The organism is Streptomyces sp. JH002, from assembly GCF_050916115.1.
Lineage (GTDB): Bacteria > Actinomycetota > Actinomycetes > Streptomycetales > Streptomycetaceae > Streptomyces > Streptomyces xiamenensis.
Window position 1 is genome coordinate 1,855,710 of sequence record NZ_CP087989.1, and the last position, 23,946, is coordinate 1,879,655.

A 23,946-nucleotide genomic window follows, 5' to 3' on the forward strand; every position below is an offset into this window, starting at 1 on the left:
CGGGGTTTTTCTCTGCGCCCGAACCCGCCCGCGCCGCCCGGTGCGTACCCTGTGGATCATGACCGAGAACGGCGGCCGGCGGCGCGCGGCCCCATGACGACCGACCCCCCGGCGACCGCCGCCGATCCGCTCGCCACCCCACCGCCCTCCCCGCTCCAGGAGGTGCACGACGAGCGCTTCGCCCGGCACGGAGTGCGCCTGCTCCTCAAGCGGGACGATCTGCTGCATCCCGAGCTGATCGGCAACAAGTGGCGCAAGCTCATGCCCAATGTGCGTGCCGCGCGCGCCGAGGGGCACCACACGCTGCTGACGTTCGGCGGCGCGTACTCCAGCCATCTGCGCGCCACCGCCGCCGCCGGGCGGATCACCGGCCTCGCCACCGTCGGCGTGGTGCGCGGCGAGGAACTGGCCGGCCGGCCGCTCAACCCCTCCCTGGCCCGCTGCGCCGCCGACGGCATGCGGCTGCACTTCGTCAGCCGCTCCGCGTACCGGCTGCGCGAGGACCCTGACCTGCGGGCGGCGCTGCGCGCGCGGTTCGGCCCCTGCTACGTCGTCCCCGAGGGCGGCAGCAACGCGCTCGCGGTGCGCGGCTGCGCCGAACTCGGCCGCGAACTGCGCGAGGCGCCGGATCCGCCCGATGTGGCCGCGGTGGCCTGCGGCACCGGCGGCACGCTGGCCGGCCTCGCCGCCGGACTCGGCCCGGGGCGCCGGGCGCTGGGCATCCCCGTCCTGCGGGGCGGCTATCTGGGTGAGCGGGTACGCGCCCTCCAGGAGGAGGCGTTCGGCGCACCGCGCGGCGCGTGGACGCTCGACGAGCGCTTCCACCACGGTGGTTACGCCCGGGTACCGCCCGTACTGCGGGACTTCGCCGCCGACTTCGCCGCCCGGCACGGGCTGCCCGCCCTCGAATCGATCTACGTGGCCAAACTGCTGTTCGCGCTGACCGCGCTGGCCGGCGAGGGGGCGTTCGCGTCCGGCACCGCACTGGCCGCCGTCATCACCGGAGCCCCCGGACCGGAAACCGTAACGAATCCCATCCGGCCCGCCACAGAACGCACTTGATGCATTACGATGAGTAATACCGCTGAGGTGGCCGCGAAGATCCAGGCGACAGCACGCCAGTGATCGCGGTAGCGTCACTGGGCGTACGTTTCGTGTTGGCGCGCGGCACCCTCGGTGGTGCCGGGCAGCGCTCAATCAGTGACAGCCACTGTGGAGGTGAGGGTGTCCCAGTTCCCAGGTGAGCCAGGAGCGCAGGACTTCGTCGAGGTCCGGCTGCCCGCGGCGGGTGCCTATCTTTCGGTACTGCGCACGGCCACGGCCGGTCTCGCGGCCCGCTTGGACTTCACCCTCGACGAGATCGAGGATCTGCGCATCGCGGTGGATGAGGCCTGCGCGATCCTGCTCCAGCAAGCCATCCCGGGCAGCGTGCTGGAGTGCGTCTTCACGCTGGTCGGGGATGCCTTGCGGGTCACGGTCTCGGCGCCCACCACCGAGGGCCACGCCCCCGAGCGGGACACCTTCGCCTGGACCGTCCTGAGCGCGCTGGCCGGTGAGGTCGAATCGACCGTCAAGGACGACAAGACCGTGAGCATCAGCCTGCACAAGACGCGCGGCGCCGCCCCCGGAGCGCCGTGACCGGCGAACCGGGGCCGCCACCTGACGAGGGGGCCGACATGAACGACGTGGAAGCCGTGGAAGCCGTGGCGCGGGATCGATCCGCCGCGATTCCCGGCCAGCCCGAGCCATCGCCCGTACCCCCGGCCGCGACCGCCCCCCGGCGGGCGCTGCCCGACCCACAGGACCGCAGCGCGGCCCGCCAGCTGTTCATCGAGCTGCGCGAGCTGCCCGACGGCTCGCCGCAGCGCGCCGAGCTGCGCAACGCCTTGGTCAGAATGCATCTGCCGCTCGTGGAGCATCTGGCACGGCGGTTCCGCAACCGCGGTGAGCCGCTCGACGATCTGACCCAGGTCGCCACCATCGGGCTGATCAAGTCCGTGGACCGGTTCGACCCGGAGCGCGGTGTGGAGTTCTCCACCTACGCCACGCCCACCGTGGTCGGCGAGATCAAGCGGCACTTCCGGGACAAGGGCTGGGCGGTACGGGTGCCGCGCCGCCTCCAGGAGCTGCGGCTGTCGCTGTCCACGGCGACCGCGGAGCTGTCCCAGCAGCACGGGCGGGCGCCGACGGTGCACGAGCTGGCCCAGCGGCTGAACATCTCCGAGGAGGAGGTGCTGGAGGGCCTGGAGTCGGCGAACGCGTACAGCACGCTCTCCCTCGACGTGCCCGACACGGACGACGAGTCGCCGGCCGTGGCGGACACCCTGGGCGCGGAGGACGACGCACTGGAGGGTGTGGAGTACCGCGAGTCCCTCAAGCCGCTGCTGGAGGAGCTGCCGCCGCGGGAGAAGAAGATCCTGCTGCTGCGCTTCTTCGGCAACATGACCCAGTCGCAGATCGCGCAGGAGGTCGGGATCTCGCAGATGCATGTCTCCCGGCTGCTGGCGCGGACGCTGGCGCAGCTGCGGGACAAGCTGCTCGTGGAGGAGTGAGCCGCGGCGCACACCGCGGCGGACGGTACGGGGCGGCCCGCCCCGTACCCCTCCGTACGTCTTCCTTCTCGGCCCGGTGCCGCTCAGGCGCGGCCCGCGCCGATGCGCAGGGCCTGGGCCGAGGACTGGTTCATCAGGCAGATCAGCACCGCGAGCGCCGTACCGCCCAGCCCCAGCGCGGCCGCCGGCCAGGCCCCGCCGCTGGTGGCCAGCGTGCCGGCCACCGGCAGCATCAGCAGCTGGGTGATCACGGCCGGGCCCCGGCTCCAGGACCGCAGCCGCCACAGTCCGTGTCCGGCGGCCAGCGGAACCACGGCCAGCGCGAGCACGGTGAGGGCGATGGTGAGGGCCTGCAGCGGGTTCTCCGGGTCCCCGGTGACCGCCAGCAGGAGCATGTAGCCGCCCAGGGCGGCGGCGACCAGCCCCTGGATACCGGTGAGTGCGGCGGCCGTGGTCACCGCACGGGGCCGCTGGGCCTGCTGGGTGCTGTTCTCGCTCACGCGGCCAGCGTATAGCCCCCGCGACGGGCCACCCGTGGCGCCCGGAACCTCCCGCGCTGGGTACGCTGCACTTCATGCGCGCGCTTCTCGTGGTCAATCCGGTCGCCACCACCACCAGTGTGCGGACCCGTGAAGTGCTCACGCACGCACTCGCCAGCGATCTGAAGCTGGAGGTCGCCGCCACCGAACACCGGGGCCACGCCAGGGAGCTGGCCCGGCGGGCGGCGGAGGAGGAGAGCGCGGACATCGTGATCGCGCTGGGCGGCGACGGTACCGCCAACGAGGTGGTGAACGGGCTGCTGCACCACGGCCCCGAGCTGGACCGGCTGCCGCGCCTCGCGGTACTGCCGGGCGGTTCCACGAATGTCTTCGCGCGGGCGCTGGGGCTGCCCAACGACGCGGTGGAGGCCACCGGGGCGCTGCTGGACGCGCTGCACAACGGGTCCGAGCGCACGATCGGTCTCGGTCTGGCGTCCGGGACGCCGGATTCGCGGGACGCGGAGGTGCCCAGGCGCTGGTTCACGTTCTGTGCGGGCCTGGGCTTCGACGCCGGCGTGGTGGGCCGGGTGGAGCGGGAACGGGAGCGCGGCAAGCGCTCCACGCACGCCCTGTACGTACGGCAGGCGCTGCGGACGTTCGTCCGGCATCCGCACGGGGAGCGGGGGCCGATCACCTTGCTGCGGCCGGGCCAGGACCCGGTGCGGGAGCTGGTGTTGGGCATAGTGTGCAACACCGCGCCCTGGACGTATCTGGGCAACAGGCCGGTGTACGCGGCGCCGCGGGCGTCGTTCGACACCGCACTCGATGTGATGGCGATCTCCAAGATGTCTTCGACGGGTATGACCCGCTATGTCACCCAGCTGCTGCGCTCCTCGCCCGAGCGCGGGCCGCAGGGCAAGCACGTGGTCTCCCTCCACGACGAGACGGAGTTCACCTTGCAATCGCAGGTGCCACTGCCGTTTCAGCTTGATGGTGACCATCTCGGGGTGCGCACGAGTGTGACCTTCACAGGCGTTCGCCGTGCACTGCGTGTGATTGTGTGAGCGGAACAGCTAAAAGTCCTTACAGTCGAACGTTTAGCCCAGACTCCACCCAGGAGAAGTAGGGCTGTGAGCAACACGACACCAAGGATTCAAAAAAAACTTTCCGGAAGGGGTTGTATCCGCCGCTGAGGTTTGCGAACCTCTACATGGCGATCGGGACGGCCGAGACCTCGGCCCCCTTGAGAGCCCGAATCCTTCTTCCCCACCCAGTGGGATCCCTTCAAAGACATCTACCGCGGCGCAAGCAACGGCTCGTCTTTGTCGGGGGGTTCGTGAAAGCGTTCACATTCACAAGCAATGTAACTGCAACGTGCAGGAGATGGAGCAGACATGGACTGGCGTCACAACGCCGTTTGCCGCGAGGAAGACCCCGAGCTGTTCTTCCCCATCGGCAACACCGGTCCCGCGCTGCTGCAGATCGAGGAAGCCAAGGCCGTCTGCCGCCGCTGCCCCGTCATGGAGCAGTGCCTGCAGTGGGCGCTGGAGTCCGGCCAGGACTCCGGCGTCTGGGGTGGGATGAGCGAGGACGAGCGCCGCGCCATGAAGCGCCGCGCCGCTCGCAACCGGGCACGGAAGGCCACCGCCTGATCCAGGCCGGCCCAGACCACGCCCGGCGGAAGCCACCCCGCCACTGCTGCCCCGAGCCGCAGCACAGCGCACCGACCGAAGGTGCCCACGCGAATACGCGATGAACGCGACCGAGCCCCGGACCACTTCAGGTCCGGGGCTCGGGGCGTTCCCGGTGGGGGCGCGCCGGCACGCGGATGCGCCGGCGCACGGCCGGGCGGTTCAGCGTTTGTGCGACTCCACGGGGAGGTCGAGGACGGCGCGGGTGCCGCCGCCCTCGGCCGGGATCATGTCGAAGCGGCCGCCCAACTCCCCCTCCGCCAGGGTGCGGACGATCTGCAGCCCGAGGCTTCCGTCGGTGTGCGGATCGAACCCCTCCGGCAGACCGCGGCCGTTGTCGGTCACCGTGACCAGCAGCCGGGCCGAGCCGCGGCGTACCTCCGTACGGGTGGCGCCGACCTCGATCCGGCCCGTCTCGCCGGGGCCGAAGGCATGCTCCAGGGCGTTCTGGAGGATCTCGGTGAGGACCATGGACAGCGGGGTGGCGGTCTCGGCGTCCAGGATGCCGAACCGGCCCTTGCGGCGTCCGGTGACCCGGCCGTCCGGGGACAGCTCGGCGACCATCGTGATCACCCGGTCGGCGATCTCGTCGAACTCCACCCGCTCGTCCAGGTTCTGCGAGAGGGTCTCGTGCACGATGGCGATGGAGCCGACCCGGCGCACCGCCTCGTCCAGGGCCGCCCGGGCGTTCTCGTCGCCGGTGGCGCCGATGCGGCGGGCCTGCAGGCGCAGCAGGGCGGCGACCGTCTGGAGGTTGTTCTTCACCCGGTGGTGGATCTCCCGGATGGTGGCGTCCTTGGTGATGAGTTCGCGTTCGCGGCGGCGCAGTTCGGTCACATCGCGCAGCAGTATGAGCGAACCGATGTGCTCGCCCTTGGGCTTGAGCGGGATGGCGCGCAACTGGACCACGCACTCGTTGCCCTCGATCTCGGTCTCCCGGGGGGCGTAGCCGCTGGCCAGCTTGACCAGGGACTCGTCCACCGGGCCCCGGGTGGGCGCGAGTTCGGCGGTGGTGGGCCCGAGCGGCAGGCCGACGAGGTCGGCGGCCAGGCCCAGGCGGTGGTAGGCGGAGAGCGCGTTGGGGCTGGCGTACTGGACGATGCCGTCCGCGTCCAGCCGCATGAAACCGTCGCCGACCCGGGGGGCGCGGTCCATGCCCACCTGCTGGCCGGGGTAGGGGAAGGTGCCGCCGGCGATCATCTGGGCGAGGTCGGAGGCGCTCTGCAGGTAGGTGAGTTCGAGGCGGCTGGGGGTGCGGACGGTGAGGAGGTTGGTGTTGCGGGCGATGACCCCCAGGACCCGGCCGTCGTGCCGCACCGGGATGGACTCGACCCGGACCGGGACCTCCTCGCGCCATTCGGGGTCGCCCTCGCGGACGATGCGGCCCTCGTCGTGCGCGAGGTCCAGCAGCGGGCGGCGGCCGCGCGGGACGAGGTGGCCGACCATGTCGTCCTGGTAGGAGGTGGGGCCGGTGTTGGGGCGCATCTGGGCGACGGAGACGTAGCGGGTGCCGTCCCGGGTGGGCAGCCACAGGACCAGGTCCGCGAAGGAGAGGTCCGAGAGCAGCTGCCATTCGGAGACCAGCAGATGCAGCCACTCGAGGTCGCGTTCCCCGAGATCGGTGTGCTGGTGGACGAGGTCGTTCATGGAGGGCACACGGGGAGCTTACCGGCGGGTGTCCGGATGGCGGGCGGCGCGCACCGCGTCGTGTGCGCCGCCGCGATCAAGAAACGTCGGTATACGGGCAGATGACGGCGACGAGGAGAGGAAATGCGTTCAGAGCATGGACACCCGCGACACGTGCGGTCAGAATGGAGCGGACCGCAACCTTTTTTGCCTCTGCCTTCCCCGCACAGGAGGGCAGACGCGAGGCCCCGGTGCTCTCTGCCCTGACGGCGCCCGGGTCCGCGATCGCTCCGGGCTGCGGTGCCGGGAGGGTTGAGGGTCCCTCTCAGGCGCCGCGGCCCTGGGTGCGAGACGCCTCGCCCGCCGGCCCCACGCGCCGTTACGGTTTCGGGTCGCCGGCAGCCGGCCAGGCCCGCAGGGCCGCTTCCGCCACTGCCTCCAGCTCTTCTCTGCTCGCCCCTTCGCGTGCCTGCTGGCTCATGCCGATGACCACCGACTGCACGAACCGGGCCAGCCCGTCGGTGTCGGTGTCCGCGGGCAGCTCCCCGGCGGCGACGCCCTCCCGGAGCCGGCGGCCCAGGACGGTACGGGTCCACGCGCGGCGCAGCCGCAGCTCGTGGGCGGCGTCGCGGGAGGCGTCGGCCTGGGCGGTGTCCGAGAGGATCAGGCAGCCGGCGGGGCGTCCGGGCTCGGTGTACTCGGCGGCGGCCTCCCGCAGGACGCGGGCGATGGCGGCGTACGCGGTGGCCTCCTCGTCGAGCGCCTGCGGGACGAAGCCGTACCGGTCGGTGTAGAGCCGCAGGACCTCCTCGAACAGCGTCTTCTTGTCGCCGAACGCCGCGTACAGGCTGGGGGCACCGATGCCCATCGTTCGGGTGAGGTCGGCGATGGACGTGGCGTCGTAACCGTGCTCCCAGAAGGAGAGGAGCGCGCGTTCCAGTGCGGTGGCCCGGTCGAAGGAGCGGGGCCGACCACGCGTTCGGGTGACCATGGCCCTCATTCTATAGCGGGCGCTTCAAAAGTCGTGCTACGTTCCTTTCTGTAGCGACTGCTAGAGAAAGGTGGGGCGGCAGATGCGCGCGCTCTCGGGGAAGACGGCACTGGTCACGGGCGGCAGCCGCGGTATCGGGCGGGCGGTGGCGGAGCGGCTCGCACGGGACGGCGCCCGCGTCGCGGTGCACTACGGACGGGATGAGGCGGCGGCCCGGGAGACGGTCGCGGCGATCGAGGCGGCGGGCGGCAGCGCGTTCACCCTCGGCGTCGAGCTGGGGGTGGCGGGCGACGCGGAGGCGCTGTGGGCGGCCTTCGACGCCCGGGCGGACGGGGTGGACATCCTGGTCAACAACGCCGGGATCAGCGGATCGGGCGGGGGGATCGAGGGCACCGGGGCCGAGGAGTACGACCGGCTGTTCGCGGTCAACACCCGGGCGCCGTTCTTCATCGCGCAGCTCGCGCTGTCCCGGTTGCGGGACGGCGGGCGGATCATCACGCTGTCCACCACTCTCACGGCGGGGGCGGCGGGGATGCCGGGGCTTGTTGCCTATTCCATGACCAAGGGCGCCCTCGACCAGTTGACCCCGGTGCTGGCCCAAGAGCTGGGCCCGCGCGGGATCACGGTCAACTCCATCGCGCCGGGTGCCGTGGACACCGATATGAATGCCGGCTGGCTGCGCTCCGACGAGGGAGCCCGGCGGGCCACGGCCCAACGGTCGGCGCTGGGCCGGGTCGGGCAGGCCGACGACATAGCGGATATCGCCGGCTTCCTCGCCTCGGACGACAGCCGCTGGGTGACCGGGCAGTGGATAGACGCCTCCGGGGGCGCTCTGGTGTGACCCCCGGAGGCGGGGCGGGTCAGCTCGTCTCGGTGACCTTCGCCAGGGCGCGCGGGGCATCCGGGTCCTGGCCACGGGCGAGGGTGATCTCGTGGGCGAGCATCTGGAGCGGGATGATCTCCAGGATGGGCTGGAGGTTCTCCGGCACCCCCTCGGTGGCCAGGGCGAAGCCGGCCGAGGCGGCGTCCACCTGGGGCTTGGGGCCGACCACCATCAGATCGGCGCCCCGGTCCCGCAGCCGGTCGAGCACCGGTTGCAGCGCCTGGCCGCCCTTGCCGTCGGTGACGATGGCGATCACCGGGGAAATGTTGTCGACCATGGCGAGCGGGCCGTGCAGCAGATCCGCCCCCGAGTAGGACAGGGCCGGGATGTAGCTGGTCTCCATCAGTTTCAGCGCGGCTTCCTTGGCCGTGGGATAGCCGTAGCCGCGCGAGGTGAGCACCATGCGCTCGGCGAAGCGGTAGCGGGCGGCGAGCGTGGTGATCTCGGCGCGGCGCTGGAGGATCCGCTCGGCCAGTTCGGGCAGCGCGGCGGCGGCAGCCGTCCCGTCGGTGTCGCGCAGCCCCTGCACCAGGAGATACAGCGCCAGCAGTTCGGCGGTGTAGGTCTTGGTGGCCGGCAGAGCCTGTTCGGGGCCGGCCAGCACATCGATGTGGAACTCGGAGGCGGCGGCCAGCGGGGAGGAGGGGTTGTTGGTCACCGCGAGGGTGATCGCCCCGGCCTCGCGGGCGGCACGGGTGGAGGCGAGCAGGTCGGGTGAGCCGCCGGACTGGCTCACCGTGATGACCAGGACATCGGTCAGATCGGGGGTGGCCGCGTAGGCGGTCGTGGTGGACATGGAGGTGAGACCGCAGGGCTTGCCCAGCTCGATCTCCAGGAGGTACTTGGCATAGAGCGCGGCGTGGTCGGAGGTGCCCCGGGCGGTCAACAGGACGAAGCGGGGGCGGCGGGCGGCGATCGCGCGGGCCGTCTCCCGGATGGCGGGGGCGCCCTCGGTCAGCAGGCGGCGCAGCACGTCGGGCTGCTGGGCCATTTCGCCGGCCATGATCCGGCCCGGCTGGTCACTGGTCACTGGTCGCGGTCCTCCCCCGCCGGTGCCCCGGCGATGACCTCGGCGGCGGCCCGGCCACAGACGCGGGCGGCGCCGTGGGTGGCGATGTACAGGGCCCCGGCGGGCGGGGACTCGGGCACGCCCATCTCCACCACGGTGGTGTCGGGCCGGGCGGCGAGCAGTGCGGTCAGGGTGTCGGCCATCCACGGGTGCCGGTGGGCGTCGCGGACCACGGCGACCACTGGGTGCTCCCCCGCCTCCTCCAGGATGCCGGCGGCCAGGGCTGCGGGCCCGGCGGCCTGGGCCTGGTCGGCGGTGTGGTCGGCGGAGCGGGTGCCGGGCAGCAGCCGTTCCAGTTCGGTGGCCACGCCCCAGGGGGTGTGGTGGCCCACGGCGATGTTGGCGACGGGATGGAAGGAGGCCACGTAGGGGGCCAGAGTCGGCGGGGTGGGTGCGGGGCTGCCCTCGGGGCGGGTCAGCCGCAGGGCGCGGCGGGCCGCGGCCAGGCCGATGTCGCGGGCCGGGCCGGAGTGTCCGGCGGGCTCGGCGGCGGCCTCGGCACGGGCCCGGGCGGTCCAGCGGCCCAGGGCGCGGACGCGTTCGGCGGCGTCGTGGAGCCGTTCCTCGGACAGTTCCCCGTCCCGTACCGCCTGGATGATGGCGTCGCGCAGCCGCAGCACCTCGGCCTCGTCGGAGGGGGTGCCGCCCACGCAGATGGCGTCGGCCCCGGCGGCGACGGCGAGGGCGCAGCCGCGGGCCAGGCCGTGCACGGCTTCGATGGCCTTCATCTCGATGGCGTCGGAGTAGATGACGCCGTCGAAGCCGAGGCCGCCCTCCGTCTCGGGGGCGCGCAGCAGTCCGGCGAGCACGCTGGGGCTGAGGGTGCCCGGGCGGTCCGGGTCCAGGGCGGGCAGCAGGATGTGGGCGCTCATCACGCAGCGGGTACCGGCGGCGATGGCGGCCTTGAAGGGCACCAGTTCGCGGGAGTGGAGGGTGTCGAGGTCGATGTCGATCCGCGGCATGGCCAGGTGGGAGTCGACGCTGGTGTTGCCGTGCCCGGGGAAGTGCTTGACGCAGGCGGCGACGCCGGTGCTCTGGAGCCCTTCGACGAAGGCGACGGTGTGCCGGGCGACCAGGGCCGGGTCCTGGCCGAAGGAGCGGACCCCGATCACCGGGTTGCCGGGGTCGGTGTTGATGTCGGCCGACGGTGCCCAGTTGACGGAGATGCCGCACTCGGTGAGCCGGTGGCCGATGGCGGTGGCCACCGCGCGGGTGAGGTCGAGGTCATCGGCGGCGCCCAGGGCGAGGTTGCCGGGGAAGGAGGAGCCGCCGATCAGCTCCAGGCGGGTGACGTCGCCGGCCTCCTCGTCCGTGGCGACCAGCACCTCGGGGTTGGCGGCGCGCAGCTGTCCGGTGAGGGCGGCCAGCTGTTCCGTGCTCTGCACGTTGCGGCCGAAGATCCCGACCCCGGTCATGCCGTTCTCCAGCTGCCGCAGCAGCCAGTCCGGCGCCCGGGTGGTCCCGGCGAAGGTGGGCTGGAGAACGGCCAGGGCGTCCCGGGTGAGGGTGTCGGTGGCGTGGTGGGCGGTGGTCATCGCGGGTGCTATCCCTTCACGGCACCCGCGGACAGACCGCCGGTGACCCTTCGCTGGAGGATGACAAAGACAATCAGCACGGGGACGGTGAACAGGGAGGATGCGGCCATGGTGGCGCCCCAGTCGTTGCCGAAGTTGGTCTGGAACTGGGTGAGCCACAGCGGCAGGGTGGCCATGTCGGGGGCCTTGTTGAGCACCAGGACCATGGCGTACTCGTTCCACGCCATGATGAATCCGAAGAGCGAGGTGGCCATCAGTCCGGGGGCCAGCAGCGGGAAGATGATCCGCAGGAACGCCTGGGTGCGGCTGCAGCCGTCGATCAGGGCCGCTTCCTCCAGCTCCTTGGGCACGGCGGCGATGAAGCCGCGCAGCGTCCAGATGGTGAAGGGCAGCGCCATCACGAAGTAGATGACGGTCAGGGTGACCAGGCTGTTGAGCGCCTGGGCGTCCCGGGCGTTCAGGTACATCACGATGATCAGGATTTCCCAGGGGGCCATCTGGGCCATCATCACCACGAGGACCATGCCGCGCCGGCCGCGGAAGTTCAGCCGGGCGATCGCGTAGCTGGCGGCCAGCGCCACGAGCAGGGCCAGGAACACGGCGGCGAGCGTCACCACCAGGCTGTTGCGCACATAGGTCCAGAACAGGTCCACGCCGGTGGCGGTGGTGTAGTGCTCGAAGGTCGGGGTGAAGAAGAAGACCGGGTCCTTCACGAGCACCTGGGAGTTGCTCTTGAAGGAGGTGGAGAACATCCAGTACACCGGGAAGAGGAACACCACGGTGAGCATGAGGGCCACCGCGTTGAGCCCGGCCCGGCTCAGCCGCTTGGCGCGGCGGGCGCGGGCGGAGGCGTTGGCCCGTACCGCGGGGCGCCCGGCTGCCGGGGCCTGCGCGACTCCGTCGTTGGTGGCAGTGGCGCTCATGACTGCGGCTCCTTCTCCTGCTTGAGGATCAGGCGGAAGTAGAAGGACAGGGCGACCAGCAGGATGATCAGCGTGAGCACGGAGATGGCCGCCGCCGTGCCGTACTGGTTCTGGCCCATGCCCTCGATGTAGGCCATGACCGGCAGGGTCTCGGACTCCCGGCTGGGGCCGCCGGCGTTCAGCGCGTAGATCTGGGTGAACGCCTTGAAGACCCAGATGATCTCCAGGAAGGTGGTGATGAGGAAGAACGGCCGCATGATCGGGGCCGTGATGGACCAGAAGATCCGGGGGCCCGAGGCGCCGTCCATGCGGGCCGCCTCGTAGATCTCACCGCTGATGGTGGTGAGTCCGGCGTACAGGTTGAGCGCCACGAAGGGCACCGAGGCCCACACGATCAGCAGCGTGACGATGGCCAGCGTGGAGAAGCCGCTGCCGAACCAGTTGTGCTGCTCGTAGCCGGAGAAGCCCAGACTGCGCATCGCCCAGTTGGCCACCCCGAACTGAGTGTCGAACAGCCAGCGGAAGACGGTGGTGCTGGCGATCACCGGCATCGCCCAGGCCGCCACCAGGGCGATGGACAGCACCAGCCGCATGGGCTTGCCGAGCCGGTACAGCAGCATCCCGATGAGCGTGCCGATGGCCATGATCAGCACCACGTTGGCCGCCATGAAGACGAAGGTGCGCACCAGGGAGGCCCAGAAGCGCTCGTCCTCCAGGACCCGGCGGTAGTTCTCCAGGCCCGACCACTCGGTGGTGTGGGAGATCAGCTGGCGGCGGCCGAACTCCTGGAAGGAGATGAGGAGGTTGCGCACCAGGGCGTAACCGAGGATGCCCGCGATCGCCAGCACGGCGGGCGTGATGAGCAGATACGGCAGCCAGCCGCCGGGCGGCGCGAACCGCCGGCCGGTCCGGCCGGCGGTCTTCACCGCCGAGCCGGGACCGGGTTCCTCGGTGTCCACGGTCAACATGGTGTGTCTTTCCTCATCCTTCGCTGGGAGGGCCGCCGCCGGGCTGACTACTCGCGGTTGATGCGGGTGGTGATCTCCGCGTCGGCCGCCTCGGCGGCGGAGGCGTAGTCGTCACCGTTGAGCGACTTGGTCATCAATTCCTTGATCGGATTGGGGACGGTTTCCACGTTGGCCCATCCGGTGGTCAGCGGCGGAAGAAAACCGACATCGGCGGAGGCGACCATGGCCTCGGCGAAGGAACCGGCCTCCGGGCTGGCGGTCACATCGGTGCGGTTGGGCACCACGCCGCCGTTCTGGGCGTCGACGAACTTCTGGGCCCACTCCTGGGAGGTGGCCAGGGTCAGCCACTCCTCGGCCGCCTCCGGGTTGCCGGCGCGCTGGTTGAGCGCCAGGTTGGAGCCGCCCAGGAAGACGTGGCCGAGCTGGTCGGCGGTCTTGCCGGGGACCGGGAAGTAGCCGAAGTCGGCCTCTCCCTTCGAGCCGTCCTCGCCCTCGATGGCGGTGATGGCGCCGTTCGCCTCCCAGCCCAGACCGATCCACGAGGCCACGTTGCCGCCCGGCACGACGTCGATGGACTGCTGGGGCGAGGCCTCGTCGTTGTCCTTGGGCGAGTTCGAGAAGGACTGGAGCTCGGCGTAGAAGTCCATGCCGGCCTGGCCCTCGGGGGTGTTCAGCGAGCCCTTCCAGGCGTCGCCGTCCTCGACGGCGAAGCTCCCGCCCTCGTCCGCGATGAAGCCGCCGAGCACGTAGTAGCTCTGGCCGGGCAGGTAGATCGGCTCGGCGTCGGTGTTGTCCCGGATCGTCTCCAGGGCGGTGACCCACTCGTCCCGGGTGGTGGGGACCTCGGCGCCGGCCTCCTCCCAGATCTTCTTGTCGTAGATGACCACCCGGTTGGCGCCGTACCAGGGCACGGCGTACAGGGTGTCGTCGACCTCGGCGGCGGCCAGCATGTTCTGGTTCCACGGCTGGTCGGCGAAGGCGTCCAGCTCGGCCAGGCCGCCGGTGTTGGCGTAGCCGACCGTCTGGGTGTTGCCGATCTCCATCACGTCCACCGTGCCGTCCTCGGAGAGGGCGGTGGTGAGGCGTTCCTGGATGCCGTCCCACTGCTGGATCTGAACGTTGACCTTGACGCCGTGCTCGGCCTCGAACGCCTGATTGAGCTCGGTCACCCACGACTCGGGCGCGGATCCGTCCATCAGCCAAACGGTCAGGGAGTCGGACGAGCCGCCCCCGCCGCTCGAACCGCTGCCGTCGTCGCCGGTGCCGCAGGCGGCCAGTGCGGCGGTCATCGCCGTCACCGATACGGCGGCCATCAGCGTGCGCTTCACGTGACCCTCCTCGGGGCATCCGCCCCTTGACACCCGTGCCGGGAGCGGTGGTTAGTAGTGAAGGAACAAGAGGTGTAGACCAGTTGCACGGAGCCTGGACTAGACCAAGGAGAGGTGTCAAGGGTCCACAAGCGGGCCTCGTCCGTCCGTTATCGGACCGACACCTGTCCGCCGACACCGCGTCTGTTCGGGCCGTGCCACGATGTCAGCTGCGAAAAACGGAGGAGCCGGTGACAGCACCGCACCACTACGGGGAAGGACGGGCCATGGCGGGCGAAGGAAGCACGGCACCGGCCGCCGGAACCGAGGGCACCGACCGGAACCGTACCGCGCGGGTCCCCAAGTACTACCGGCTCAAGCGGCATCTGCTGCGGATGACCGAGACCCTGCCACCTGGCACCCCGGTGCCGCCGGAGCGATCCCTCGCGATCGAGTTCGACACCTCCCGCACCACCGTGCGCCAGGCCCTGCAGGAACTGGTCGTCGAGGGACGGCTGGAGCGCATCCAGGGCAAGGGCACCTTCGTGGCCAAGCCCAAGGTCTCCCAGGCTCTGCAACTCACCTCCTACACCGAGGACATGCGCGCCCAGGGCCTGGAACCCACCTCCCAGCTGCTCGACATCGGCTACGTCACCGCCGACGAACGGCTGTCCCGGCTGCTCGGCCTGCCCGAGGGCGGCCGGGTGCTGCGCATCGAGCGGCTGCGGCTGGCCAGCGGCGAGCCGATGGCACTGGAGACCACCCACCTGTCCCAGGAGCGGTTCCCCGCGCTGCGCCGCTCCCTGGTGCGCTTCACCTCGCTGTACACGGCGCTGGCCGAGGTGTACGGGGTGCACCTGGCGCGCGCCGAGGAGACCATCGAGACCTCGCTGGCCAATCCACGCGAGGCGGGGCTGCTGGGCACCGATGTGGGGCTGCCGATGCTGATGCTGTCGCGGCACTCCTTCGCCACGGACGGGGAGCCGGTGGAGTGGGTGCGCTCGGTCTACCGGGGCGACCGCTACAAGTTCGTCGCCAATCTGGAGCGGCCCGCACCGCCCTCCCCCGCCCCTCCGGCGGCATCGTCCGCGTCATGAGTTCATGATCACGACGCGATGAGTCGGTGAAGACGCTCCTCAATCCGCCACCGCCCCATGGTCATCCGGCCGCCGCTGCCCTAGATTCGCCCTCTGTCGGGCGATGACGACCGGCACGGCGGCGCAGGGAGGCACGACGGTGGTGCGACAACTACGGCAGGCACGACCCCGTACGGTCGTCATCTGGACCCTGGTGTCCCTGGTGGCCGCCTGCGGCTGGGCCATGCTGGCGCTCTCGCGCGGCGAGGAGGTGTCGGCGGCCTGGATGGTGGCGGCGGCGCTCGGCTCGTACGCCATCGGCTACCGGTTCTACTCGCGTTTCATCGCGCACCGGGCGCTGGGGGTCGACAAGCGGCGGGCCACTCCGGCGGAGCGGCACAACGACGGGCTCGACTACCACCCCACCGACCGCCGGGTGCTGCTGGGCCATCACTTCGCGGGCATCTCGGGCGCCGGCCCGCTGGTGGGTCCGGTGCTGGCCGCCCAGATGGGCTACCTGCCGGGCACCATCTGGATCGTGGTCGGGGTGATCTTCGCCGGCGCGGTGCAGGACATGGTGGTGCTGTTCGCCTCCACCCGGCGCGACGGCAAGTCGCTGGGCCAGATCGCGCGCGAGGAGATCGGCCCGGTGGGCGGCGTCGCGGCGGTGATCGCGATCTTCACGATCATGATCATTCTGCTGGCGGTACTGGCCCTGGTGGTGCTGAACGCCCTCGCCGAGTCCGCCTGGGGCACCTTCTCGGTCGGGATGACCATTCCGATCGCGCTGTTCATGGGTTTCTACCTGCGCTATCTGCGGCCCGGAAAGGTCGCCGAGGTCACCGTCATCGGCGTCTCGCTGCTGATGTTCGTCATCGTGGCCGGCCGCTGGGTGGCGAATTCCTCGCTGGGCGAGACCTTCACCCTGGAGCCGGGCACCCTGGTGATCTGGCTGGCGGTGTACGGATTCGCCGCCTCCGTCGTCCCGGTGTGGCTGCTGCTGGTCCCACGGGACTATCTGTCGACCTTTATGAAGATCGGCACGATCGGGCTGCTGGCGGCGGCGATCATCATCACGCTGCCCGGCCTGAAGATGGACGCGATCACGGACTTCGCCTCCAACGGTGAGGGCCCGGTGTTCGCGGGCTCGCTGTTCCCCTTCGTCTTCATCACCATCGCCTGCGGTGCCCTCTCCGGATTCCACGCGCTGATCTCCTCGGGAACCACTCCGAAGATGATTCAGAAGGAGACCCAGGTACGCACCATCGGCTACGGCGCGATGCTGATGGAATCCTCCGTCGCGGTCATGGCGATCACCGCGGCCTGTGTGCTGGATCCGGGCATCTATTTCGCGATGAACGCCCCGCCCGCGGTCATCGGGGACACCGTCCAGTCGGCGTCCGAGATCATCACGTCGTGGGGATTCACCGTCACCCCGGACCAATTGACGGCGGCGGCCGCATCGGTGGAGGAGGGCTCACTGCTCTCCAGGACCGGAGGGGCGCCGACCCTGGCGCTCGGCCTCGCCGCGATTCTGGCCGACATCCTCGGCGGCGAAGCGATGATGTCCTTCTGGTATCACTTCGCGATCATGTTCGAGGCGCTCTTCATCCTCACCGCGATCGACGCCGGAACCCGGGTGGGCCGCTTCATTCTTCAGGACGCCATCGGTGGCATGCACCCGCGCCTGGCGAAATTCCGTTCCACCCACTGGTGGCCCGGGATCTGGATCACCGGCGCGCTGGTGGTCGGCCTGTGGGGCGGGCTGCTGTGGATCGGCGTGCACGATCCGCTCGGCGGCATCAACACCCTCTTCCCGGTCTTCGGCATCGCCAACCAGCTGCTGGCGGCCATCGCCCTGGCCATCTGCACGGTGCTGCTGGTCAAGGGCGGCCGCTCCCGCTACGCGTGGGTGACCGGGGTGCCGCTGGTGTGGATCTCGATCGTGACGCTGACCGCGAGCTGGCAGAAGGTGTTCTCCGCCGACCCGGCGGTGGGCTTCCTCGCCCGCCGCTCGCAGTACCAGGACGGAATCGACGCCGGACAACTGCTGCCGGGCGCCAAGGACATGTCCGACATGCAGACCATCGTGAACAACGCCACCATCACCGCCGCCATCACCGGGCTGCTGGCGGTCCTCGTCCTGGTGGTCTTCGCCGACGCCGCACGGATGATCGCCAAGGCGCTGCGCGACCCGGGCTCGGTCTCCCTCCAGGAGGCCCCGTTCGTGGAGTCCCGGCTGATCGCCCCCGCCGGGCTGATCGCCACCAAGGAGGAGAAGGCCGAACTGGTGGCCGCCGGGCTCGGGCCCGAGGGCGGCATCCCGGCCGCCAGGGACGGCGAGGCGGGCGGCGAGCGCACCCCCGAAGGGGCCAGGGAATGACCGCGACGGACGGTACGACCGGCGCGGTACGGACCACCACGGTGGCCCGTACCGCGCGCCGGGTCGGCGGCTGGCTGCGCTGGTACGTGCGGGAGGTCACCGGCGAGAGCGCCTACGACCGTTACACGGCCCGCGCCCGGGCCCAGGACCCGACGGTACGGGTGCTGAGCCGGCGCGAGTTCGAACGGATGCGGATGGACGCCAGGGCCTCCGAGCCGGGCGCCGGCGCCGGCTGCTGCTGACGCGTCCCACCCCGCCCGGTGGCATCGGACGCCGACGGCACACCGCTCGGCTCCCTCACCCTCGTCCCGGACGCCGGGCCCTACGTCGACATCGCCGTCGCCCCCGAGGAGGCCGAGTTCCGGCTGCTGGCCGTACGGAGCGAGGCGCGCGGCCGGGGGGGTCGGCGAGGCGCTGGTGCGGGAGTGTCCGAGCCGGGCGCGCCCGGCCGGGAAACGGCGTGTCGTCATCTCCGGTTCGTCGCAGATGCACACAGCGCACAGACTCTACGGGCGGCTCGGCTTCGTTCGGGCCCCGGAGCGCGACCGGGACCCGTTCCCGGGAGTCACACTTCACGTGTTCGCACGTGAGCTGTGACCGTAAGTATGACGACGAACACTACATATGGTGGTGCTCGCTTCCCTCGGCACTAGATGTATGCTCGTGCTCGCTGTCGTCGCAGGGGAATCCGGTGTGATTCCGGAACTGTCCCGCAACGGTATGTGATGGGCTGATTTCAGATGGTCCGTCATGAGTCCGAACACCTGCCGTCAGTATCGAGAACGTCCGGGCCTCGTGGGCTGGGCCGGTGGACGCTGCGCGGTATACGTCATGTGAGCCTTTGCCTTGCTACACGTATGCCCGCATGCGCCCGTCGTGCGTAGCCCCTGAAGGTGTCCCTGCGATATGAGGGAGAGCATCGCGTGACCATCGCACCCGTCGCCCCAGCGGAGCCGGCCTCAGCCGAACTGCTGCGCACCGTGAGCGACCTCACCGCCGATCTGCCCGCCACCGACCCCGCGCGGGTCACGGCGGCCGTGATCCGCGGCCGGCAGGCCGACTCCGACGCGGCCGAACTCCGCTCGCTCGCCATCGAGGCCGCCGCCGGCCTCATCGGCGAGGAGCCCGAGTACTCGCGGCTCGCCGCCCGATTGCTCACCCTCGCCGTGCGCGAGGAAGCCGCCGGGCAGGGCGCGGTCACCTTCTCCGACTCGATCGCCGCCGGGCAGCGCGAGGGCCTGATCGCCGACACCACCGCCGAGTTCGTCGAACTCCACGCGGAACGGCTGAACGCCCTGGTGGAGCAGGCGATCGCGGACGGCGCGGATGACCGGTTCGGCTACTTCGGACTGCGCACCGTCGAGTCCCGCTACCTGCTGCGCCACCCGCACACCCGCAAGGTGATCGAGACCCCTCAGCACTTCCTGCTCCGGGTGGCCTGCGGCCTCGCCGAGGACCGCTCCGAGCGCGCCCTGGAGGAGGTGGCACGGCTGTACGGGCTGACCAGCTCGCTCGCCTATCTGCCGTCCTCCCCCACCCTGTTCAACTCCGGCACCCGGCACCCGCAGATGTCCTCCTGCTACCTGCTGGACTCGCCGCTGGACGAGCTGGACTCCATCTACGAGCGCTACCACCAGGTCGCGCGGCTCTCCAAGCACGCCGGCGGCATCGGCCTGTCCTACTCCCGCATCCGGGCCAGGGGCTCGCTGATCCGCGGCACCAACGGCAAGTCGAACGGCATCGTGCCGTTCCTGCGCACCCTGGACTCCTCGGTCGCCGCCGTCAACCAGGGCGGCCGGCGCAAGGGCGCGGCCTGCGTGTACCTGGAGAGCTGGCACGCCGACCTGGAGGAGTTCCTGGAGCTGCGGGACAACACCGGTGAAGAGGCGCGCCGCACCCACAACCTGAACCTGGCGCACTGGATCCCGGACGAGTTCATGCGCCGGGTGGAGGCCGACGCCGAGTGGTCGCTGTTCTCGCCGTCCGAGGTGCCCGAGCTGGTGGACCTGTGGGGCGACGCGTTCGACGCCGCCTACCGCAAGGCGGAGGCCGAGGGCCGCGCCGCCAAGCGGGTGCCCGCCCGGCAGCTGTACGCGCGGATGATGCGGACCCTTGCGCAGACCGGCAACGGCTGGATGACGTTCAAGGACGCCGCGAACCGTACCGCCAACCAGACGGCCGAGGCCGGCTCGATCGTGCACTCCTCGAACCTGTGCACCGAGATCATCGAGGTCACGGACGACGGCGAGACCGCCGTGTGCAACCTCGGCTCCATCAACCTGGCCGCGCACCTGGGCGCCGACGGTGACATGGACTGGGAGCGGATCGACGCCACCGTGCGCACGGCCGTGACCTTCCTGGACCGCGTGGTGGACATCAACTTCTACCCGACGAAGGAGGCCGCCGCCTCCAACAGCCGCTGGCGGCCGGTCGGGCTGGGCCTGATGGGTCTCCAGGACGTCTTCTTCCGGCTGCGGCTGCCCTTCGACTCCCCCGAGGCGAAGGCGCTGTCCACCCGGATCTCCGAGCGGATCATGCTGGCCGCGTACGAGACCTCCGCAGATCTGGCGGAGCGGCACGGCCCGTTCGAGAACTGGGAGAAGACCCGGACCGCGCGCGGCGTCCTGCACCCCGACCACTACGCCGACGCCCAGGTGACCTGGCCGGAGCGGTGGGAGGCGCTGCGTACCCGCATCGCCGGCACCGGCATGCGCAACTCGCTGCTGCTGGCGATCGCGCCGACCGCCACCATCGCCTCGATCGCCGGCGTGTACGAGTGCATCGAGCCGCAGGTGTCCAACCTGTTCAAGCGCGAGACGCTCAGCGGCGAGTTCCTCCAGGTCAACACCTACCTGGTCGAGGAGCTGAAGCGGCTGGGCCTGTGGAACGAGGCGACCCGGGCCGCGCTGCGCGAGGCGAACGGCTCCATCGACGGGATCGCGTCGCTGCCGGCCGAGGTACGCGACCTGTACCGCACGGCGTGGGAGCTGCCGCAGCGGGCGCTGATCGACATGGCTGCCGCCCGTACCCCCTTCATCGACCAGGCGCAGTCCCTGAACCTGTTCATGGCCTCGCCGACCATCGGCAAGCTCAGCTCGATGTACGCGTACGCGTGGAAGAGCGGCCTGAAGACCACGTACTACCTGCGGTCCCGCCCCGCCACCCGGATCGCGGCGTCGGCGCGCGGCGGCTCCGCCGCGGCCACCGCGCCCGCCCCCACCATCCCCGTGCAGCAGCAGCAGCCGGCCGCCGTCACCGAAGCCGACGCCGTCGCCTGCTCCCTGGAGAACCCCGAGTCCTGCGAGGCATGCCAGTAATGACCACCGAGGCACAGAAGACGAAGAACCTGCTCGACCCGGGCTTCGAACTGACCCTGCGGCCGATGCGCTACCCGGACTTCTACGAGCGGTACCGGGACGCCATCAAGAACACCTGGACCGTGGAAGAGGTCGACCTCCACTCGGACGTCGCGGACCTGGCGAAGCTGTCGCCGGGCGAGCAGCACATGATCGGCCGGCTGGTGGCGTTCTTCGCCACGGGCGACTCGATCGTGGCCAACAACCTGGTCCTCACGCTCTACAAGCACATCAACTCCCCCGAGGCGCGGCTGTACCTGTCGCGGCAGCTGTTCGAGGAGGCGGTGCATGTCCAGTTCTATCTGACGCTGCTGGACACGTACCTGCCCGACCCGGACGACCGGGCCGAAGCCTTCGCCGCGGTCGAGAACATCCCGTCCATCCGGGAGAAGGCGCAGTTCTGCTTCCGCTGGATGGACTCGGTGGAGAACATCGACCGGCTGGAGAACCAGGCCGACCGCCGGCGCTTCCTGCTGAACCTGATCTGCTTCGCGGCCTGCATCGAAGGGCTGTTCTTCTACGGGGCGTTCGCCTACGTGTACTGGTTCCGCTCGCGCGGTCTGCTGCACGGCCTGGCGACGGGCACCAACTGGGTGTTCCGCGACGAGACCATGCACATGAACTTCGCGTTCGAGGTCGTCGACACGGTGCGCCGGGAGGAGCCCGAGCTCTTCGACGACGAGCTGGAGCGCCAGGTCACCGACATGCTGAAGGAAGCCGTCGAGGCGGAACTCCAGTTCGCGCGGGACCTGTGCGGCGACGGCCTGCCGGGCATGAACACCGAGTCGATGCGCCAGTACCTGGAGTGCGTCGCCGACCAGCGGCTGCTGCGGCTCGGGATCAAGCCGGTGTTCGGCTCGGAGAACCCGTTCGCGTTCATGGAGCTCCAGGACGTCCAGGAACTGACCAACTTCTTCGAGCGCCGGGCCTCCGCCTACCAGGTGGCGGTCGAGGGGAACGTGTCGTTCGACGACGACTTCTGATCCGGATACGAAAGCGCCGGACCGGCACTTTCGTATACAAGAGGCCGTCTGGCGTTAATTGATCGCCGCACCACAAGACGGTTTGTGCTCGCTCCGGCTGCTCCTCTCGGATGAGGACTCATCTCATCATCCGAGAGGAGCAGACCCATGATGAGCGCGCGATGGCACATCAGCAGCTACAGCAGCACGGGCAACAACTGCCTGGAACACGCCCCCCTGCCGACCGGCCTCCAAGCCGTACGCGACACGAAGGCGCGCACCTGCGCCACGTTGCTGCTGCCCGCGGCGTCCTGGCAGTCCTTCGTCACGGCCACCAGGACCGACTCCTTACGCCCCCGCGGACGCTGACCGCCGCCGGATCACCGCCCACCCGGTCACGGCGACGACCAGGACGGCGGCGGTGCCGCCGAGGATCCACGGCAGCGGGCCGCTGTTCTCACCGGTGGCGGCTTCCGCCTCCGGTCCTGGGGCAGGCTCGGTGCCGGCGTCGGCGTCGGTTTCGGGTTCCGTCCCCGCCTCCGGTTCGGGAGCAGGAGTGGCGGCCGGGTCGAGGGCGGCCTCCCAGTCGCGGAAGATGGGCGGGCTGTCGGGGTCTCCCGGGTCGCCTTCCCCGTCGATGACGACGCGGTCGGGCCGGACGATGCCGTACCCGGTGTAGTCATCCCGCCGCTGGTCATCGGACCGCTCGGCGGTGTTGAGCATCACGCGCAGGACCTGGTTCTTGGTCCAGTCGGGGTGCTGCGACCAAATCAACGCGGCGGAGGCGGAGGCGAGAGCCGTGGCGGAACTGGTACCACCCTCCTCACGGATACAAGCCGGGCTGGCAGGACCACCGCAATGGCCAGGGACGTTGCCGCCCGGGGCTGCGATGGCGACCTGAGAGCCGTGAGTCGAGTATCCCTCTCGCGCGCCATCACTGTTCACGGCTCCAACTCCCACGATTCCGTCGAGAGCCGCCGGGAACTTGGCCGTGTTGTAAGTGTCACCGTCGTTTCCGGTGCCAGCAAAGATCAAGACCCCTTGACGTGTTGCCTCAGCAATGGAATCACCCATGCTGGTGGCCGCAGTTCCGTTGTCCGTGGCTGCCAGCGATATGTTGATGATCTGGGCGCCCTCGGCCACCGCGAAGTCGATGGCCTCGGCCCAACGATCTCCTCCATCAAAATCAAGTTGATTGGTACTGGCGCGAATGGGGAGGATTTTTGCCCCCGGGGCCAACCCCTGTACTCCGTTCCCCCCTGATCCAGCGATCAAGGAAGCCATGTCGGTCCCGTGCCCGTCCCCATCCGCGTGGGATCCCCTGGCATCTCTCATGACATCGGTGCCGTCGAGGACTTGGCCTTGGAGTTCAGGGAGCGTGGCATCTACTCCGGTGTCGATGACGGCGACGGTGATGCCTTCGCCGGTGGTGTGTTCCCACATTTCTTCGACGCGGAGGGTGTCGAAGTACCAGGGGTGTTGGGGGGTGTCGGCTGCCCGTGCGGTAGTGGGTGCGGTGGCCAGGGCTGCTGTGAGGGCAAGGGTGGTGGCGAGGGCCCGGCGGGTGGGGGTCATGGCTGCTGCCTGTCGTCCTTGCTCTCGTTCTTCTTTTTCTTCTTCTTGCCGTTCTTGCGACCCTGGCCGGGCAGCCCGATCACACCCGTGGGTTTGGGCAGCGACCGCCCGCGCTCCCCACGACCGGTGGCCGGCCGTCCATCGACCGTCGCCTTCCCATACGTGCCACGCGGCGCGTTGGGCTGGTCGCCCTTGGTCGGGGTGAGGCGGGAGTTGGCGGCGTTCATACCGGGCTGGATCACCCCACCGGGCGGGATACGTGATGCCACGGTGGGTTTCGCGTTCGGTACCGGTTTGCCTCCGAGGAGGCCGTAGTTGTTCGCCCTACCCCAGGGGTTGCCCCCACCGGGGCCGCCACCGCCCGTGGGCGGGCGGCCCACGGGAGGCTGCTGCCCACCGGGCATCCCGGGCCCGGCAGGCCGGCCGACAGGCGGCTGTGAACCCGGACCGGACGGCGGACCAGCGGGCCGCACCGGAGGCGTTTCACCCGGACGCAGACCCGGGCCACGCACCGGCGGCACCTGACCCCCACCCCCACGGCCAGGCCCCTGACCAGGCCGGGCCGATGAC

22 protein-coding genes and 1 riboswitch are annotated in these 23,946 nt (G+C 70.3%); of the genes, 12 read left to right on the plus strand and 10 right to left on the minus strand.

What is annotated here, in order from left to right; all coding sequences use genetic code 11:
• The first annotated feature begins 93 nt into the window (after nt 1–93).
• The 3 genes from H7827_RS07980 to H7827_RS07990 all read left to right on the plus strand — a co-directional run bounded on the left by H7827_RS07980 (nt 94) and on the right by H7827_RS07990 (nt 2,552).
• Nucleotides 94–1,062, plus strand: a complete 969-nt coding sequence (locus H7827_RS07980; RefSeq protein ID WP_432743768.1) for a 1-aminocyclopropane-1-carboxylate deaminase/D-cysteine desulfhydrase — start codon at nt 94–96, stop codon at nt 1,060–1,062.
• A 162-nt stretch (nt 1,063–1,224) separates the two neighbouring features.
• Nucleotides 1,225–1,638 (plus strand): anti-sigma regulatory factor, encoded by a 414-nt coding sequence (locus H7827_RS07985; protein ID WP_030733385.1) that lies wholly within the window; start codon nt 1,225–1,227, stop codon nt 1,636–1,638.
• Between the two features lie 38 nt (nt 1,639–1,676).
• Complete coding sequence (locus H7827_RS07990) at nt 1,677–2,552, plus strand: RNA polymerase sigma factor SigF (RefSeq protein ID WP_432743770.1); 876 nt, start codon at nt 1,677–1,679, stop codon at nt 2,550–2,552.
• Between the two features lie 83 nt (nt 2,553–2,635).
• On the opposite strand, the gene H7827_RS07995 is transcribed toward H7827_RS07990, so the two are convergent.
• Nucleotides 2,636–3,052, minus strand: coding sequence for a hypothetical protein (locus H7827_RS07995; RefSeq protein WP_386541382.1), 417 nt, complete (start codon nt 3,050–3,052; stop codon nt 2,636–2,638).
• A 74-nt stretch (nt 3,053–3,126) separates the two neighbouring features.
• Between H7827_RS07995 and H7827_RS08000 the strand changes: the two genes are divergently transcribed.
• Together H7827_RS08000 and H7827_RS08005 are read left to right on the plus strand one after the other, a co-directional pair.
• Nucleotides 3,127–4,095, plus strand: a complete 969-nt coding sequence (locus H7827_RS08000; protein ID WP_386541380.1) for a diacylglycerol/lipid kinase family protein — start codon at nt 3,127–3,129, stop codon at nt 4,093–4,095.
• A 330-nt stretch (nt 4,096–4,425) separates the two neighbouring features.
• Nucleotides 4,426–4,683, plus strand: coding sequence for a WhiB family transcriptional regulator (locus H7827_RS08005; RefSeq protein WP_019433310.1), 258 nt, complete (start codon nt 4,426–4,428; stop codon nt 4,681–4,683).
• Nucleotides 4,684–4,884: 201 nt separating this feature from the next.
• Here the strand turns inward: H7827_RS08005 and H7827_RS08010 are convergent, their stop codons facing one another.
• Nucleotides 4,885–6,378: a sensor histidine kinase gene (locus tag H7827_RS08010; RefSeq protein WP_046724789.1), complete on the minus strand. Its 1,494-nt coding sequence runs from the start codon at nt 6,376–6,378 to the stop codon at nt 4,885–4,887.
• A gap of 349 nt (nt 6,379–6,727) precedes the next feature.
• The gene (locus H7827_RS08015) at nt 6,728–7,339 is read right to left on the minus strand and encodes a TetR/AcrR family transcriptional regulator (protein WP_386541378.1); all 612 of its coding nucleotides are present in this window, start codon (nt 7,337–7,339) and stop codon (nt 6,728–6,730) included.
• Nucleotides 7,340–7,421: 82 nt separating this feature from the next.
• On the opposite strand from H7827_RS08015, the gene H7827_RS08020 reads away from it, so the two are divergent.
• Entirely contained in the window at nt 7,422–8,180 is a 759-nt protein-coding gene (locus H7827_RS08020) for an SDR family oxidoreductase (RefSeq protein ID WP_432743774.1), read from the plus strand.
• A gap of 19 nt (nt 8,181–8,199) precedes the next feature.
• On the opposite strand, the gene H7827_RS08025 is transcribed toward H7827_RS08020, so the two are convergent.
• From H7827_RS08025 to H7827_RS08045, 5 genes are all read right to left on the minus strand, one after another.
• A complete protein-coding gene (locus tag H7827_RS08025; protein ID WP_364247239.1) occupies nt 8,200–9,225 on the minus strand; it encodes an SIS domain-containing protein in 1,026 nt (341 codons plus the stop codon).
• A gap of 23 nt (nt 9,226–9,248) precedes the next feature.
• Entirely contained in the window at nt 9,249–10,826 is a 1,578-nt protein-coding gene (locus H7827_RS08030; RefSeq protein ID WP_432743776.1) for a glycoside hydrolase family 3 protein, read from the minus strand.
• An 8-nt stretch (nt 10,827–10,834) separates the two neighbouring features.
• Nucleotides 10,835–11,614 carry a carbohydrate ABC transporter permease gene (locus H7827_RS08035; protein ID WP_046725796.1) on the minus strand — a complete coding sequence of 260 codons (780 nt, stop codon included), beginning with the start codon at nt 11,612–11,614 and terminating at the stop codon, nt 10,835–10,837.
• A gap of 131 nt (nt 11,615–11,745) precedes the next feature.
• Nucleotides 11,746–12,717 (minus strand): carbohydrate ABC transporter permease, encoded by a 972-nt coding sequence (locus tag H7827_RS08040; RefSeq protein ID WP_030733361.1) that lies wholly within the window; start codon nt 12,715–12,717, stop codon nt 11,746–11,748.
• A gap of 47 nt (nt 12,718–12,764) precedes the next feature.
• The gene (locus H7827_RS08045) at nt 12,765–14,045 is read right to left on the minus strand and encodes an extracellular solute-binding protein (protein ID WP_432743778.1); all 1,281 of its coding nucleotides are present in this window, start codon (nt 14,043–14,045) and stop codon (nt 12,765–12,767) included.
• 266 nt (nt 14,046–14,311) lie between these two features.
• Here H7827_RS08045 and H7827_RS08050 point away from each other — a divergent pair, with 266 nt between their 5' ends.
• The 6 genes from H7827_RS08050 (at nt 14,312) to H7827_RS08075 (ending at nt 22,170) form a co-directional block, all read left to right on the plus strand.
• The gene (locus H7827_RS08050) at nt 14,312–15,121 is read left to right on the plus strand and encodes a GntR family transcriptional regulator (protein WP_030733356.1); all 810 of its coding nucleotides are present in this window, start codon (nt 14,312–14,314) and stop codon (nt 15,119–15,121) included.
• Nucleotides 15,122–15,224: 103 nt separating this feature from the next.
• On the plus strand, nt 15,225–17,483 hold the full coding sequence (locus H7827_RS08055) for a carbon starvation CstA family protein (protein WP_386541370.1): 2,259 nt from the start codon (nt 15,225–15,227) through the stop codon (nt 17,481–17,483).
• Entirely contained in the window at nt 17,480–17,725 is a 246-nt protein-coding gene (locus H7827_RS08060) for a YbdD/YjiX family protein (protein ID WP_030733349.1), read from the plus strand. Before H7827_RS08055 ends, H7827_RS08060 begins: the two co-directional genes overlap by 4 nt.
• A 385-nt stretch (nt 17,726–18,110) precedes the next feature.
• A riboswitch (cobalamin riboswitch) is annotated at nt 18,111–18,269 on the plus strand.
• Between the two features lie 137 nt (nt 18,270–18,406).
• Nucleotides 18,407–20,800, plus strand: a complete 2,394-nt coding sequence (locus tag H7827_RS08065) for a ribonucleoside-diphosphate reductase subunit alpha (protein WP_432743781.1) — start codon at nt 18,407–18,409, stop codon at nt 20,798–20,800.
• Complete coding sequence (locus H7827_RS08070; protein WP_174864329.1) at nt 20,800–21,822, plus strand: ribonucleotide-diphosphate reductase subunit beta; 1,023 nt, start codon at nt 20,800–20,802, stop codon at nt 21,820–21,822. Before H7827_RS08065 ends, H7827_RS08070 begins: the two co-directional genes overlap by 1 nt.
• A 147-nt stretch (nt 21,823–21,969) precedes the next feature.
• On the plus strand, nt 21,970–22,170 hold the full coding sequence (locus H7827_RS08075; protein ID WP_200364356.1) for a DUF397 domain-containing protein: 201 nt from the start codon (nt 21,970–21,972) through the stop codon (nt 22,168–22,170).
• On the opposite strand, the gene H7827_RS08080 is transcribed toward H7827_RS08075, so the two are convergent.
• Nucleotides 22,150–23,376 carry a S8 family serine peptidase gene (locus tag H7827_RS08080; protein WP_432743784.1) on the minus strand — a complete coding sequence of 409 codons (1,227 nt, stop codon included), beginning with the start codon at nt 23,374–23,376 and terminating at the stop codon, nt 22,150–22,152. The genes H7827_RS08075 and H7827_RS08080 overlap by 21 nt on opposite strands.
• Complete coding sequence (locus tag H7827_RS08085; RefSeq protein ID WP_432743786.1) at nt 23,373–23,603, minus strand: hypothetical protein; 231 nt, start codon at nt 23,601–23,603, stop codon at nt 23,373–23,375. The genes H7827_RS08080 and H7827_RS08085 overlap by 4 nt, the downstream gene beginning before the upstream one ends.
• Between the last annotated feature and the right edge of the window lie 343 nt (nt 23,604–23,946).